Raw genomic sequence first — 14,404 nt, forward strand, 5'->3', positions numbered from 1 at the left:
CGGTCAGCCCTCGACCTTCAGGCCGCGCTTGGTGAGTTCGGCGACGGTGGCGTCGTGACCGGCCTTGACGGCGTCGGCGATGCCGGGGCCGCCCTGGGTGATCTTGCCGAAGTGGTCCTTGATGGTGGTGTTGGTGGTGCCGCTGGTCGGGCCCCAGGCCCAGTTCGGGCTGATGGACGCGCCCGCTGCCTCGAAGAGGGCGTAGATGTCCTGGCCGCCGTAGTAGCCGGCGTCGAAGGCCTTCTTGGCGACGGGGCGCAGCGCGGTGGCGGCCGGGAAGGCGGAGGAGGTGCCGGAGGCGATGCGGGCCTTGACGCCGTCCTCGGTGGTGGACATCCACTCGGCGAAGGTGACGGCCGCGGCCTTCTGCTTGCTGTCCTTGGTCACGGCGAAGGAGGTGCCGCCGAGCATGCCGCTGGCGGGCTTGCCGTCCCAGCTGGGCATGGGGGCGACGGCCCACTTGCCGTTCTGCTCGGGCAGGGTGCCCTTGAGGACGCCCGCGCCCCAGGAGGCGCCGAGGTAGCCGATGGTGGTGCCGTTCTTGAGGGAGCCGGTCCACTCGGGGCTGAAGGAGGCGTTCTTGTGGACGAGCCCGGCGTCGAGGAGGCCCTGCCAGTAGGTGGCGACCTTGGTGGTGGCCGCGTCGGTGGTGTTGATCTTCCAGGTGTCGTTCTCGGCCTTGAACCACTGGGCTCCGGCCTGCCAGGCCATGGCCTCGAAGGTCGTCGGGTCGTCGGGGAAGAAGGTGGCGATACGGGCCTTGGCGTCGGCCTTCTTGACCTGCTCGGCGGCCTTCTTGAAGTCGTCCCAGGTGGTGGGGACCTGGACCTTGTACTGCGCGAAGAGGTCCTTGCGGTAGAAGAAGGCCTGCGGGGCGGCGTCGAAGGGGACGGCCCAGGACTTGCCGCCGAGGGTGGTGAGTTCGACGGTCTGCGGGAGCAGCTTGGCGCGCTCGGCCTCGGTGAACTCGCCGCCGATGTCCTGGAGGGCGCCGGAGCTGACGAACTCGGGGAGCGAGGCGTACTCGATGGAGACGAGGTCGGGGGCGTTGCCGGCCTTCACGGCGTTGGAGATCTTGGCGTAGCCGCCGGCGGTGCCGGAGGGGATCTCCTCGAACTTCACCTGGATGTCGGTGTGGGAGGCGTTGAAGGCGTCGACGACGTCCTTGGAGCCCTTGGCCCAGCCCCAGAAGGTGATGGTCACGGGCCCGTTCGGCTTGTTCGCGGTGTCGTCACCGCCGCCGCCGCAGGCCGTGAGAACGGCGAGGGCGGTGGCGGTGCCGGCTATGACACGGGACGTTCTGCTCCAACTACGGGTCACGGCACGACTCCTGAGGGCGGCGGCGGGGAGGTTGTGGCCGTGATCCTGTGACCGTTCATGACCGAAGTCAAGAGCGAAAGATTGATTGATCGAAAAAAGATCACATAGTTACGTCGTGCGCGCCCCGCACGAGTCCCGTACCCGCAGCCGCGGCAGCAGCCCCAGATGGCGCCGCGCCGCGTCCTCGTCCGCGCCCGCCCCGCTCTCGGTGAGTCGCTCCACCAGGAGTTCGGTGGCGTGCCGCCCCACCTGCCGCTTCGGCGGCGCGACCGCCGTCAGCGGGGTGTCGGCGAGTGCGGCGACCTCGTCGTCGTACGCGATCAGGGCAAGGTCCTGCGGCACCCGCACGCCCAGCTCGGCGAGACGCTGCACGATCTCGATCGCGTCCACGTCGTTGTGCACCAGGGCCGCGCTCGCCAGGCCGGAGGCGACCGCCTCGTGCAGCGCCCGTACCGCCCGCTCGAAGCCCTCCGGATCCGCCTCCGCCGGTACGGAGTCGATGACCGGCCGCGGCTCCGTCAGGCCCAGGGTGCCCAGTGCCTCGGCGTACCCGGCGCGTACCGCGAGCGCGGTCGGCGAGTCCCGGCGCGCCACGAGCAGCGGGGTCGCGTGGCCGAGGGCGAGCAGGTGGCGCAGGGCGAGCAGGACGCCGTGGCTGTGGTCGGAGGCGACCCGGTCGAGGCCGTCGAGCGGGCTGCCGGGTTCGGCGCGGCGCTCCAGGAGCACGGCCGGCACGGGGAGTTCGGCCAGCCAGTCCCCGTACGCGCGCTGGTCCTCGGGCCCCCGCCAGCCGGGGGCGACGAGGACGCCCTCGGCGCCGGCCGCGAGCAGCCCCTCGGTGCGGGCCCTGTCCTCCTCCGGCCGGTAGTCCGAGACGCGCAGGACGAGCCGGGCGCCGGCGCGGGCGGCCGCCTCGTGCGCGCCCCGGATGACCTCGGCGAAGTAGTACGTGGCGGAGGGGGCCAGCAGGCCGAGGACCAGGCCCTCGCCGGACCGTGCGCCGCCCGGGGCGCCCCGGCGCTCGGGCCAGGACACCTGGCCGTGCACCCGGTCGAGCAGGCCCCGGCCGGCCAGGAGTTCGACGTCCCGGCGGGCGGTGACGGGGGAGACCCCGAGCCGCTCGGCCAGTTCGGCGACGCGGGCGGTGCCGCGCTCGCGCACCAGGGCCAGCAGTCGGTCGTGTCGTTCGGCAGCACTCTCGCGCACGGCGCAGTTCCCCCTCGCGGTGGTGGTGGTTCCCCGACCTTAGATCACACTCGGCCCCGAATGATCGAACGGAAGGAAATTCGATCATTCGCTCCGAATCTCTTGACGTTCGATCGGAGCCTGTTCAGGATTCCCGGCGACGCAGTCGTCACCGCTGGGAGCCTCAGGGAGCATCATGCCCACGCCGCCCGAGAACCGTGAGCTCAGCCCGTACACGGGCTGGACCCGTGCCCACTGGGAGACCACGGCCGACCGACTCCTCCTGGCCGTACGACCGTTCGCCTCCCCGCGCCACGGACTGATCGACCTGCCGGGACCCCGCCCCAGCTGGTCCGGAGCCCGCTCCGACGGCCTGGAGGGCTGGGCCCGCACCTTCCTCCTCGCGGCGCTCCGGGTCGCGGGCGGGCAGGGAGCCGACCCGCACGACCACCTCTCCCGGTACGCCGAAGGCATCGCCGCCGGGACCGGGAAGCCGGGACGTGAGGACGCGGACTCCTGGCCCCTCACCACCGACACCCGCCAGGCGATCGTCGAAGCAGCCTCCGTCGCCCTCGGCCTCCGCCTCACCCGCCCCTGGCTCTGGGACCGGCTCGACGACCGCACCCGCCACCAGGTCGTCGACTGGCTCCGTCCCGCCCTCGCCCCGTCCCCCGTCGACAACAACTGGTGGCTCTTCGGCCTCACCGTCGCCGGCTTCCTCCAGGACGTGGGCGTCGACACCGACCGGGCCGCCGCCACCGTCGACCGCTCCCTCGCCCGGATCGAGGACTGGTACCTCGGCGACGGCTGGTACAGCGACGGCGACAACCGCGCCTTCGACCACTACAACGCCTGGGCCCTGCACTTCTACCCGGTCCTCCACGCCCACCTCGCCGGAGACCGGGAGCTCCTCGACCGGTACGGGCCCCGCCTGCGCGCCCATCTCGACGCCTACGTCCACCTCTTCGACGCCAACGGCGCCCCTCTCCCGTACGGGCGGTCCCTGATCTACCGCTTCGCCGCGGCCGCCGCACCCTGGCTCGGCACGCTCACCGGACACACCCCGCTCACCCCCGGCGCCACCCGCCGTCTCGCCTCCGGCACCCTGCGGTACTTCCTCGACCGCGGTGCCACCGACGCGAACGGGCTCCTCACCCTCGGCTGGCACGGCCCGTACGCGCCCCTGGTCCAGGAGTACTCGGGCCCCGGCTCCCCGTACTGGGCGTCCAAGGGTTTCCTCGGCCTCCTCCTGCCCGCCGACCACCCCGCCTGGACCGACCCCGAGGAACCCCTGCCGGCCGAACGCGCCGACACCGTCCGCCCCTTCGCCCCTGCCGGGCTGCTCGTCCAGACCACCGCGGTCGACGGACTCGTACGCCTCCACAACCACGGCAGCAACCATGTGCACAGCGCCGAGGCTGCCGGGGACGACCCCGGCTACGCCCGCCACGCGTACGCGACCCGTACCGGACCCACCGACGGACCGGCCCCCGCCGACAACCACTTCGCGCTGATCGTCGAGGGGAGGCCCACCACCCGGGGCCCCGCCACCCCCGCCGGCACGGGCCCGGGCTGGGCCGCCTCCCGGCACACCCCGTACCCCGGCGTCCGGATCCTCTCCGCGACCCTCGCCCACGGCCGCGCCGAGGTCCGCGCCCACCTCGTCCTCGGCGCCCCGGAGGGGACTCCCGTACGGCAGACCGGCTGGGCCACCACCCCCGGCGGGCCGCACGCCCAGCTCCACCCGGTCCACGGCTATCCCACGGACCGCGAAGCCACCGAACTCCCCACCGGGGAAACCCTTCAGGGCCCCGACAGCCGGACCCTGACGCTGCACGGCACCGCGAGCGGCCCGGCCACCCTCTTCGTCGCCCTCGCCTCCCTCACCGCCGAGCCCGCCCCGGCCCCCGTCGCCGACCTCGCGGCCGTCCGGGTCACCGGCCACACGCTCCACGTGACATGGCGGAACGGCGCCACCGCGCGACTGGACCTCGACGTGCTGGAGGACGCGACGGAGGACACGCAGGAGGACGAGTCGCCGTGAACCGGACGTACGCGCCTGCTACTTCGGCCCGTACTTGCGTCCCGCCTTGGAGGAGACCCCGCCCAGCAGGCCGCGCGGCGCAAGCTTCACGACACCCATGAGGGCCTTGTAGCGGGGGTCGGGGATCGACAGCGTCTTCCCGCGCTCCAGGTCCGCGAGGGCCGCCGTCACCAGTTTGTCCGCGTCGAGCCACATCCAGCCCGGGATGTTGTCCGTCCCCATCCCGGCCCGCTCGTGGAACTCGGTCCGTACGAAGCCGGGGCAGAGCGCCATCAGCCGTACGCCGCTGCCCGCCAGATCCCGCGCCGCGCCCTGGGTGAACTGCACGACCCAGGCCTTCGACGCCCCGTACGTGCCGCGGGGCACGAAGGCCGCCACCGAGGCGACGTTCACGACCGCGCCCCGGTGGCGCTCCTTCATCGAGGCGGCGGCGGCCGAGGACAGTCGCAGCACCGCCTCGCAGTGCACCGTGAGCATCTTCAGCTCGTCGGCCATGGACACTTCGAGGAAGCGGCCCTTGTTGCCGAAGCCGGCGTTGTTCACGAGCATGTCCACCGGCTGCTTCGGGTCCGAGAGCCGGGCCTCGACGGCGGCGATGCCCTTCTCCTCGGCGAGGTCCGCCGCGAGCACCTCGGCCTCGATGCCGTGCCGGTCGTGCAGCTCGGTCGCCTGCTCACGGAGCCGCTTCATGTCCCGGGCCACGAGCACGACATCGTGGCCGTCCGCCGCGAGTCTCCGTGCGAAGGCGGCCCCGATGCCCGCGGTGGCTCCCGTAATCAGTGCAGTCGTCATACGGGCACGGTAGTGCCCCGCCGGAGGCGTCCTTGTCCGCGTACCGGCGACTACGCGCGCGCGTACTTCTCCGTGTACTGGCGTGCGAGCGCGAGGAGCCCCGACTCCATCCACTCGGCGGCGACCAACGTGCGGGGCAGCAGGGTGCGTTCGACGGTCGCGGCGCGGTGGAGCAGTGCGACGGTGATGTCGTGGTCGGGCCGGTGGACGACCGCGATCGGGTCGCCGGCGCGGATCTCGCCCGGCACGATCACCCGCAGCAGCGCGCCGGGACCGGCCTCGGACCGGGTGAACCGCTTGACCCAGCCCTTCTCCTCCACGAAGCCCGCGAACGTACGGCAGGGGATGCGGCCGCCCGTGACCTCCAGGACGACGTCCTCGCCGATCCGCCAGCGCTCGCCGATCAGAGCCCCGTTCACGTCGAGGCCGCGGGTGGTGAGGTTCTCGCCGAAGGAGCCGTCGGCGAGCGGGCGGCCGAGCTCCCGCTCCCACCGGTCCAGGTCCTCGCGTGCGAAGGCGTACGCGGCCCGGTCGTCGCCGCCGTGGAAGCGCAGGTCGCAGACCGTGTCCCCGGCGAGCCCGCTCTTCCCGACGCCGGGCGCCCCGGGCGCCTCGATCCGGACCGGTCCCTCGACGGGGCGCTTGTCGATGGCGGTCAGGCCGGAGGCGGCGTCGGTGTAGTCCACGGCCTTGGCGCGGCCCACATTCACACTCAGCAAGGTCATGTGGGCACTTTACGGGCACGCATCTCAAAGCCGCGGGCGAAAATGTGGGACTTCACCCAAGATTCGCTTATGCTGGAACGCATGATCGAGGCACGCCATCTCCGCGTCCTGCGCGCCGTCGCCGCCACCGGCTCCTTCTCGGCCGCCGCGCGCGAACTCGGCTGCACCCAGCCCGCCGTCAGTCAGCAGATGAAGGCCCTCGAAGCCTCCGCCGGCACGCCGCTGCTGATCCGTACGGGCCGCGAGATGCGCCTCACCGAGGCCGGTGAGGTCCTGGTCCGCCACGCCTCCGGCATCCTCGCCGGGCTCACCGCCGCCGAGGAGGAGGTCGCCGCGATCGCCGGGCTCCGTGCCGGCAGGGTCCGCCTGGTGTCCTTCCCCAGCGGCAGCTCCACGCTCGTCCCCACCGCACTCGCCTCGCTGCGGGCCGCGCACCCCGGCACCCGCGTCTCGCTCGTCGAGGCCGAACCGCCGCGCTCGATCGAGATGCTCCGCGAGGGCGACTGCGACGTGGCCCTCGCCTTCCGGTACGGCGCCGGGCAGGCCGAGTGGGACGACCTGGTCGTCCGGCCGATCCTGGCCGACCGCCTGGTGGGCCTGGTCCCCGAGGGGCACCGGCTCGCCGGGGCCGGGTCCGTGGGCATCGCCGAACTGGCCGACGAGTCCTGGATCGCGGGCTGCCCGCGCTGCCGCCGTCAGCTCGTGGACGTCTGCGAGGAGGCGGGCTTCACCCCCCGTATCGACTTCGCCACCGACGACTACCCGGCCGTGGTGGGCCTGGTCGGCGCCGGTCTGGGCGTGGCGGTCCTGCCGGAGCTGGCCATCGAGTCCGTACGGCCCAGGGGGGCGCGGACCGTGGCCGTGGAGCCCGCTGTCGAGCGGGAGATCGTGGCCCTGACGCTGCCCGACCTGGCGCAGGTCCCGGCGGTCGCCGCCACGCTCGACGAACTGACCCGGGCCGCCACGCGCGCGTAGGACGCCGCCACGCGCGCGTGGGCGCGGCTCCGGTGTTCGATGAGCTCCGGTTGTTCGATGCTTAGGTGAGGAAACGTTCCTTCACATGCGCTCCACAATCGGCCGGCCTGCTGCCGACGCCGATGTCGTCATGGATGTCACGGAAGCCGCGGACGCGACCGACGCGGTTGTCGGCGCCGCTGTGATCAGGCGATTGCGCGCGCGTCCCATGAGCTCTTCGCGTTCGTCCTCGGTGAGGCCGCCCCATACGCCGTAGGGCTCCCGCACGGCGAGTGCGTGTGCCGCGCACTCCGCGCGCACCGGGCACCGCATGCAGACCTCTTTCGCCGAGTTCTCACGCGCACTCCGTGCCGCGCCGCGCTCTCCCTCGGGGTGGAAGAACAGGGAGCTGTCGACTCCGCGGCAGGCCGCGAGCAGTTGCCAGTCCCACAGATCGGCGTTGGGTCCGGGAAGGCGGGAGAAATCTGCCATAGCGCTTGTCCCCTTGAAACCGTGTCGAACGGATAGGTGGGCGGGTGGATGGCTGATGGCCGGGGCTCCTCGGGGCCCCGACGGGTCCGGGTCGGTACACCTACTGTCTAAGTAGATGTAAATATGACTCATTGCGAATCTAGCCACAGACACTGCGAAAAGGGAAGAAAACCCGCTAAATGGGGCATAGCTTTCGATGATGGACAGAAGGTGCGCGTCGCACTCCTCCGCGCACGACCCCTCACGTAGAGTGCCGAAGCCGCCGTCCGACCCGTAACTCTTTCGAGTGACCGTCGTTGAGAGTGCGGAGGCGGTTGAAGGAACAAGCGATCGGGCAGGTGTCCGAGAGCGTCAATCGCACAGGTGACGATTACGTACAGCCCTGGAGGCTCAAGGTGACGCGCTACAGCTGCGAGAGCCGTGGAGGTCAGGCATGACATCGGTTCTCGTCTGCGACGACTCCCCGCTTGCCCGAGAGGCGCTCCGCCGCGCGGTCGCGACCGTGCCCGGCGTCGAGCGCGTGACCACCGCGGCCAACGGCGAGGAAGTCCTCCGCCGCTGGGGCGCGGACCGCTCGGACCTGATTCTGATGGACGTACGCATGCCCGGTCTGGGCGGCGTGGAGACCGTCCGCCGGCTGCTCTCCGCGGACCCCGGCGCCCGCATCATCATGCTCACGGTCGCCGAGGACCTCGACGGCGTCGCCCTCGCGGTCGCCGCGGGTGCCCGTGGCTATCTGCACAAGGACGCCTCGCGCGCCGAGCTGCGGGCCACCGTCACCCAGGCACTGGCCGACCCGACCTGGCGGCTCGCCCCGCGCCGGCTCCGTTCGGCCGAGATGGGCGCAGCGCCCACCCTCACCGCGCGCGAGATCCAGGTCCTCGAGGGCATGAGCCACGGCCGGTCCAACGCGGAGATCGGGCGCGAGCTCTTCCTCTCCGAGGACACCGTCAAGACCCACGCCCGGCGTCTCTTCAAGAAGCTGGGCGCATCGGACCGGGCGCACGCGGTCGCCCTCGGATTCCGCTGGGGCCTGGTCCGCTGAATCGCAGGTCACCGGCCACCTCCCCGTCCTCACCCGCGTCCGTCGTGGGGTGGACGGGGCGGGCTTGTGTCACTTCCCCGCGGAATGCCGCATCCTTGAGATGTGGAGTTCCTCGGGGACGAGTCGATCGAGCGGGAGGGGAGGGCGCGGGAGATGAGTTCCGGCGCACCTGCTCATAACGCTTCGGTGCACAACTACGGACGCGGTGCCGCGAACGCCGAGGCGTCGGGGCACCATGGAGCGATGCGCGACGACGAGACCGTGGGGTCCCCCATGCCTGCCGGGCAGGGGGAGATCGGCGCGCTCGTCCGCCGCGCGGTCGAGGGCGACGCCCAGGCGACGCACGACCTGCTCGCACGGGTGCACCCGCTCGCGCTGCGGTACTGCCGCACCCGCCTCAACCGGCTGCCGGGCGACGCCCGGCACTTCGTCGAGGACCTGGCCCAGGAGGTCTGCGTCGCCGTCCTGATGGCGCTGCCGCGCTACAAGGACACGGGCAGGCCCTTCGAGGCCTTCGTCTTCGCCATCGCCGGACACAAGGTCGCCGACCTCCAGCGGGCCGCCATGCGGCACCCCGGGTCCACGGCCGTCCCCTCCGACGAGATGCCCGAGCGGCCCGACGACTCCCTCGGCCCCGAGGAGCGCGCGCTCCTCAGCGACGACGCCGAGTGGGCCAAGAAGCTGCTCGCCAACCTCCCGGAGAACCAGCGCGAACTGCTCGTGCTCCGTGTCGCGGTCGGACTGACCGCCGAGGAGACCGGGCAGATGCTCGGGATGTCCCCCGGGGCCGTCCGGGTCGCGCAGCACCGCGCGCTCAGCCGGCTCAGGGCGCTGGCGGAGCAGTAGTCAGGGAGCGGCGTTAGCCGACCAGTAAGTGTTGCCGGGGCCTTTCGGCCCTTTCGTACACGTGTGAATGTCCAAAGCTTGCGGCTGATCTTGATCGTGGAATGAGACACCGCTTCGGCCCGTTAGCATGGACATCCGCACCGATCAAGGCCATTTGGGGAAGGTGTCATGACTGCATACGTCGACGGAGTGCCCGAGAAATTCGCGACACTCGGGCTGACCTACGACGACGTGCTGCTGCTGCCGGGCGCGTCCGAGGTCCTCCCGAACGCGGTCGACACCTCGTCCCGCATCTCCCGCAACGTGCGCGTGAACATTCCGCTGCTGTCGGCGGCGATGGACAAGGTCACCGAGTCCCGCATGGCCATCGCCATGGCGCGGCAGGGTGGCGTGGGCGTGCTGCACCGCAACCTGTCGATCGAGGACCAGGTCAACCAGGTCGACCTCGTGAAGCGCTCCGAGTCCGGCATGGTGACCGACCCGATCACCGTGCACCCGGACGCGACGCTGGCCGAGGCCGACGCACTGTGCGCCAAGTTCCGCATCAGCGGCGTCCCGGTGACCGACCCGGCGGGCAAGCTGCTCGGCATCGTCACCAACCGTGACATGGCCTTCGAGTCGGACCGCAGCCGCCAGGTGCGCGAGGTCATGACCCCGATGCCGCTCGTCACCGGCAAGGTCGGCATCTCCGGCGTCGACGCCATGGAGCTGCTGCGCCGCCACAAGATCGAGAAGCTGCCGCTCGTCGACGAGTCCGGCATCCTCAAGGGCCTCATCACGGTCAAGGACTTCGTCAAGGCCGAGAAGTACCCGCACGCGGCCAAGGACGCCGAGGGCCGGCTGCTCGTCGGCGCGGCCGTCGGTGCCAGCCCCGAGGCGCTGGAGCGTGCGCAGGGCCTGGCCGCGGCGGGCGTCGACTTCCTGATCGTCGACACGTCGCACGGCCACAACAGCAACGCGCTGAACTGGATGGCGAAGATCAAGTCCAGCGTCGGCGTCGACGTCATCGGCGGCAACGTCGCGACGCGTGACGGCGCGCAGGCCCTGATCGACGCCGGTGTCGACGGCGTCAAGGTCGGCGTCGGCCCCGGCTCCATCTGCACCACCCGCGTCGTCGCCGGCATCGGCGTCCCGCAGGTCACGGCCATCTACGAGGCGGCGCTCGCCGCCCGCGCGGCCGGCGTCCCGGTCATCGGCGACGGCGGCCTGCAGTACTCCGGCGACATCGGCAAGGCGCTCGCCGCCGGCGCCGACACGGTCATGCTGGGCAGCCTGCTCGCCGGGTGCGAGGAGTCCCCGGGCGAGCTGCAGTTCATCAACGGCAAGCAGTTCAAGTCCTACCGCGGCATGGGCTCGCTCGGCGCGATGCAGTCCCGCGGCCAGGGCCGGTCGTACTCGAAGGACCGCTACTTCCAGGCCGAGGTGGCCTCGGACGACAAGCTCGTGCCCGAGGGCATCGAGGGCCAGGTGCCCTACCGCGGCCCCCTGGCCAACGTCCTGCACCAGCTCGTCGGCGGTCTTCGCCAGACCATGGGCTACGTGGGCGCGGCCACCATCGAGGAGATGGAGTCCAAGGGCCGCTTCGTCCGGATCACCTCTGCGGGCCTCAAGGAGAGCCACCCGCACGACATCCAGATGACGGTCGAGGCGCCGAACTACAGCAGGAAGTAACACAGCGCGACGCGTGGGGGCGGTTCCGGCATGTGGCCGGAGCCGCCCCTCACGCTTGTGTCGGGGATACTGGTAGGCGCAGACGTAGAGGGAAAGGCCACACATCGTGACTGAGATCGAGATCGGGCGCGGCAAGCGCGGCCGCAGGGCGTACGCGTTCGACGACATCGCCGTCGTTCCGAGCCGGCGCACCCGGGACCCGAAGGAGGTCTCGATCGCCTGGCAGATCGATGCCTACCGCTTCGAGCTCCCGTTCCTGGCCGCCCCCATGGACTCGGTCGTATCGCCGCAGACCGCGATCCGCATCGGCGAGCTGGGCGGCCTGGGTGTCCTGAACCTGGAGGGTCTCTGGACCCGGTACGAGGACCCGCAGCCGCTGCTCGACGAGATCGCCGAGCTGGACGAGGCGGCCGCCACCCGCCGTCTGCAGGAGATCTACGCGGCCCCGATCAAGGAAGAGCTGATCGGGCAGCGCATCAAGGAGGTGCGCGACTCCGGTGTCGTCACCGCCGCCGCGCTCTCCCCGCAGCGCACCGCGCAGTTCTCCAAGGCCGTCGTCGACGCCGGTGTGGACATCTTCGTCATCCGCGGCACGACGGTCTCCGCCGAGCACGTGTCGGGCGCGTCCGAGCCGCTGAACCTGAAGCAGTTCATCTACGAGCTCGACGTCCCGGTCATCGTCGGCGGCTGTGCCACGTACACCGCGGCCCTGCACCTGATGCGCACCGGCGCGGCGGGTGTCCTCGTCGGCTTCGGCGGCGGCGCGGCGCACACCACGCGCAACGTGCTGGGCATCCAGGTCCCGATGGCGACCGCGGTCGCCGACGTGGCCGCGGCCCGCCGCGACTACATGGACGAGTCCGGCGGCCGGTACGTGCACGTCATCGCCGACGGCGGTGTCGGCTGGTCCGGCGACCTGCCGAAGGCGATCGCCTGCGGCGCCGACGCGGTCATGATCGGCTCCCCGCTGGCCCGCGCCACGGACGCGCCCGGCAAGGGCCACCACTGGGGCATGGAGGCCGTCCACGAGGACGTGCCGCGCGGCAAGCTCGTCGACCTGGGCATCGTCGGCACCACCGAGGAGATCCTCGCGGGCCCGTCGCACACCCCGGACGGCTCGATGAACTTCTTCGGCGCCCTGCGCCGCGCGATGGCCACCACGGGCTACAGCGAGCTCAAGGAGTTCCAGCGCGTCGAGGTCACGGTCGCGGACTCCCAGCACAAGCGCTGACGTCCCGCCTGTACGCCGAAGGGGCCCCGCACCGGGTGGTGCGGGGCCCCTCCTCGTACGTACGACGGCTACGAGGCCTTCTTGGCGCCGGAGAACGCGGCGAAGGCGGCGATGCCGAAGAACAGGAACGTCAGCCCGTCCTTGGTCGCGTTCCAGCCCTCGGTGAGCAGGCCGAACTCCTGGAAGAAGAGCTCCGTCGCGGAGACGTCCAGCTCCTTGGAGAGGAGGATCGCGATGCCCAGGAGCTGGCCGAGGTAGACCGCGCCGAGGGCGAGCACCGCGCTCGCGATCGGCAGGACGGGGTTGCGGCCGCCGACCTTGCCGGCGGCGAGACCGGTGAGGAAGCCGACGCCGACGGCGGCCCAGCCGATCTCGCGCTCGACGCCGCCGATGACGGCGCCGTATACGCCGGCCGACACGAGGGCGGCGACGACCGCGGCGACCAGGCCGAGGGCGACGTTGTCACGGGCGGGCGCCGGCGGCGGCGCGACCGGGTACTGCTCGGGCGCGGCGCCCCCGGCGAACGGGTTGCCGGGCGGCGGAACGGGCTGGCTCATGGTGCGGATCCCCCCAGGGACGGAAGTGGCACGCGCGTACGTGCATACGAGAGGCCCGGAGATTAGCACCCCCCTTGTGGCAGGGGCACAACAGTTTTGGTCGGTGGCTGCGCAGGTCAGAGACGGTGGGCCGTGCCCGTGGGCGTGGCGCCCCGGGTGTCGAGCAGGAGCTGGGCCTTCACCGCGAGGCCCTGGAGGTCGTACGTGCGGTGGTGCTGGAGCAGGACCGTCAGGTCGGCGTGGGCGGCGGCCTCGTAGAGGGAGTCCGCGCGGGGGACGGGGAGCTCGCGGACGCGCCAGTCGGGGACGTGCGGGTCGTGGTAGCTGACGGCGGCGCCCAGGTCCATCAGGCGGCGGGCGATCTCGTCGGCGGGGGAGCCCTGACGGTCGGGGAGGTCGGGCTTGTACGTGATGCCGAGGAGCAGGATCCGGGCGCCGCGGGCCGACTTGCCGTGCTCGTTGAGGAGGGTGGCGGCGCGCTGGACGACGTACTGCGGCATGCGCTCGTTGACCTGGCCGGCGAGTTCGACGAGGCGCAGCGGCCGGTGGGCGCCGACGGTGTCGACGGGGACGCCGTGACCGCCGACCCCCGGTCCCGGGCGGAAGGCCTGGAAGCCGAAGGGCTTGGTCTCGGCGCAGCGGATGACGTCCCACAGGTCGACGCCGAGTTCGTGGCAGAGCACCGCCATCTCGTTGACCAGGGCGATGTTGACGTGCCGGAAGTTGGTCTCCAGGAGCTTGACCGTCTCCGCCTCGCGGGGGCCACGCGCGCGTACCACCTTGTCGGTGAGCCGGCCGTAGAAGGCGGCCGCCGCTTCGGTGCAGGCCGGGGTGAGACCGCCGATGACCTTGGGGGTGCCGGCGAAACCGTGCGTACGGCTGCCGGGGTCGAGGCGGCCGGGGGAGTACGCGAGGTGGAAGTCGCGTCCGGCGCGCAGGCCGGAGCCCGCTTCGAGGAGGTCGCGGAGCAGGCCTTCGGTGGTGCCCGGCGGGACCGGGGATTCGAGGAGGACTGTGGTGTGCGGGCGCAGCCGGGCGGCGAGCGCGCGTGCTGCGTCGGTGACGGCGGTGAGGTCGAGCGCGTGGTCGGGGCCGAGGGGGGCCGGGGCGCAGAGGACGGCGGTGCGGACCCGGCCGAGTTCGGCGGGGTTGGCGGTCGGCCGGAAGCCCCCCGAGAGCATCCGGCGGATCTCCGGGACGGTGAGGGAGCCGTCGACCGGGGACCGGCCGGCGGCGAGTTCGGCGACGGGGCGGGGGTCGGTGTCGTAGCCGATGGTGTCGATGCCTGCGGCGGTGGCGGCCTGGGCCAGGGGGAGTCCGTGGTGGCCGAGGCCGATGACGGCGAGGTCAGCGGGCATGGAGGGTGGGCCGTCCTTCCCAGTAGCCGGAGGGGACGCGACGCGCAAGCCCGGTGGACAGAACGGGTCGAGCGCAATGTCAGACTAGGCGTAAATATGACCGATATGCCGCATTGTGAGGCCGAAGGTCGCCGAGTGTTATCCACAGGTCGGTGGCGAGGCGGTGGCTGAAGTCGCCCGCGAG

The 14,404-nt window shown here is 71.8% G+C and carries 13 protein-coding genes; 6 read left to right on the forward strand and 7 right to left on the reverse strand.

Going from position 1 to position 14,404, the window contains the following annotated elements; genetic code table 11:
• Positions 1–3: 3 nt before the first annotated feature.
• On the reverse strand, positions 4–1,320 hold the full coding sequence (locus OG462_RS26585) for an ABC transporter substrate-binding protein (RefSeq protein WP_406061325.1): 1,317 nt from the start codon (positions 1,318–1,320) through the stop codon (positions 4–6).
• 108 nt (positions 1,321–1,428) lie between these two features.
• The gene (locus tag OG462_RS26590) at positions 1,429–2,526 is read right to left on the reverse strand and encodes a substrate-binding domain-containing protein (protein ID WP_406061326.1); all 1,098 of its coding nucleotides are present in this window, start codon (positions 2,524–2,526) and stop codon (positions 1,429–1,431) included.
• 175 nt (positions 2,527–2,701) lie between these two features.
• Here OG462_RS26590 and OG462_RS26595 point away from each other — a divergent pair, with 175 nt between their 5' ends.
• The gene (locus OG462_RS26595) at positions 2,702–4,549 is read left to right on the forward strand and encodes a DUF2264 domain-containing protein (protein WP_406061328.1); all 1,848 of its coding nucleotides are present in this window, start codon (positions 2,702–2,704) and stop codon (positions 4,547–4,549) included.
• Positions 4,550–4,567: 18 nt separating this feature from the next.
• Here OG462_RS26595 and OG462_RS26600 read toward each other — a convergent pair whose 3' ends face one another.
• The gene (locus tag OG462_RS26600) at positions 4,568–5,341 is read right to left on the reverse strand and encodes an SDR family NAD(P)-dependent oxidoreductase (protein WP_406061330.1); all 774 of its coding nucleotides are present in this window, start codon (positions 5,339–5,341) and stop codon (positions 4,568–4,570) included.
• 50 nt (positions 5,342–5,391) lie between these two features.
• A complete protein-coding gene (locus OG462_RS26605; protein WP_406061332.1) occupies positions 5,392–6,066 on the reverse strand; it encodes an MOSC domain-containing protein in 675 nt (224 codons plus the stop codon).
• Positions 6,067–6,147: 81 nt separating this feature from the next.
• Between OG462_RS26605 and OG462_RS26610 the strand changes: the two genes are divergently transcribed.
• The gene (locus OG462_RS26610) at positions 6,148–7,041 is read left to right on the forward strand and encodes a LysR family transcriptional regulator (protein WP_406061333.1); all 894 of its coding nucleotides are present in this window, start codon (positions 6,148–6,150) and stop codon (positions 7,039–7,041) included.
• 81 nt (positions 7,042–7,122) lie between these two features.
• Here the strand turns inward: OG462_RS26610 and OG462_RS26615 are convergent, their stop codons facing one another.
• Positions 7,123–7,512, reverse strand: a complete 390-nt coding sequence (locus tag OG462_RS26615) for a WhiB family transcriptional regulator (RefSeq protein ID WP_187623399.1) — start codon at positions 7,510–7,512, stop codon at positions 7,123–7,125.
• 433 nt (positions 7,513–7,945) lie between these two features.
• Between OG462_RS26615 and OG462_RS26620 the strand changes: the two genes are divergently transcribed.
• From OG462_RS26620 to OG462_RS26635, 4 genes are all read left to right on the forward strand, one after another.
• On the forward strand, positions 7,946–8,557 hold the full coding sequence (locus OG462_RS26620) for a response regulator transcription factor (protein WP_003948568.1): 612 nt from the start codon (positions 7,946–7,948) through the stop codon (positions 8,555–8,557).
• A 243-nt stretch (positions 8,558–8,800) separates the two neighbouring features.
• On the forward strand, positions 8,801–9,403 hold the full coding sequence (locus tag OG462_RS26625; protein WP_056552247.1) for a sigma-70 family RNA polymerase sigma factor: 603 nt from the start codon (positions 8,801–8,803) through the stop codon (positions 9,401–9,403).
• 168 nt (positions 9,404–9,571) lie between these two features.
• Positions 9,572–11,074, forward strand: coding sequence for an IMP dehydrogenase (gene guaB, locus OG462_RS26630; protein ID WP_056651095.1), 1,503 nt, complete (start codon positions 9,572–9,574; stop codon positions 11,072–11,074).
• Between the two features lie 106 nt (positions 11,075–11,180).
• Positions 11,181–12,305 (forward strand): GuaB3 family IMP dehydrogenase-related protein, encoded by a 1,125-nt coding sequence (locus tag OG462_RS26635; RefSeq protein ID WP_318208732.1) that lies wholly within the window; start codon positions 11,181–11,183, stop codon positions 12,303–12,305.
• 68 nt (positions 12,306–12,373) lie between these two features.
• Here the strand turns inward: OG462_RS26635 and OG462_RS26640 are convergent, their stop codons facing one another.
• Positions 12,374–12,862: a hypothetical protein gene (locus OG462_RS26640; protein ID WP_406061336.1), complete on the reverse strand. Its 489-nt coding sequence runs from the start codon at positions 12,860–12,862 to the stop codon at positions 12,374–12,376.
• Between the two features lie 116 nt (positions 12,863–12,978).
• A complete protein-coding gene (locus OG462_RS26645; protein ID WP_406061337.1) occupies positions 12,979–14,220 on the reverse strand; it encodes a nucleotide sugar dehydrogenase in 1,242 nt (413 codons plus the stop codon).
• Positions 14,221–14,404 lie beyond the last annotated feature (184 nt).

This window comes from Streptomyces sp. NBC_01077, assembly GCF_045162855.1.
Lineage (GTDB): Bacteria > Actinomycetota > Actinomycetes > Streptomycetales > Streptomycetaceae > Streptomyces.

What these genes read in the sequence shown, in the direction of transcription:
- OG462_RS26615 (WP_187623399.1), bottom strand. Translation starts at nt 7,512, where the DNA reads ATGGCAGATTTCTCCCGCCTTCCCGGACCCAACGCCGATCTGTGGGAC.
- OG462_RS26645 (WP_406061337.1), bottom strand. Translation starts at nt 14,220, where the DNA reads ATGCCCGCTGACCTCGCCGTCATCGGCCTCGGCCACCACGGACTCCCC.
- guaB (WP_056651095.1), top strand. Translation starts at nt 9,572, where the DNA reads ATGACTGCATACGTCGACGGAGTGCCCGAGAAATTCGCGACACTCGGG.
- OG462_RS26605 (WP_406061332.1), bottom strand. Translation starts at nt 6,066, where the DNA reads ATGACCTTGCTGAGTGTGAATGTGGGCCGCGCCAAGGCCGTGGACTAC.
- OG462_RS26625 (WP_056552247.1), top strand. Translation starts at nt 8,801, where the DNA reads ATGCGCGACGACGAGACCGTGGGGTCCCCCATGCCTGCCGGGCAGGGG.
- OG462_RS26620 (WP_003948568.1), top strand. Translation starts at nt 7,946, where the DNA reads ATGACATCGGTTCTCGTCTGCGACGACTCCCCGCTTGCCCGAGAGGCG.
- OG462_RS26595 (WP_406061328.1), top strand. Translation starts at nt 2,702, where the DNA reads ATGCCCACGCCGCCCGAGAACCGTGAGCTCAGCCCGTACACGGGCTGG.
- OG462_RS26610 (WP_406061333.1), top strand. Translation starts at nt 6,148, where the DNA reads ATGATCGAGGCACGCCATCTCCGCGTCCTGCGCGCCGTCGCCGCCACC.
- OG462_RS26600 (WP_406061330.1), bottom strand. Translation starts at nt 5,341, where the DNA reads ATGACGACTGCACTGATTACGGGAGCCACCGCGGGCATCGGGGCCGCC.
- OG462_RS26640 (WP_406061336.1), bottom strand. Translation starts at nt 12,862, where the DNA reads ATGAGCCAGCCCGTTCCGCCGCCCGGCAACCCGTTCGCCGGGGGCGCC.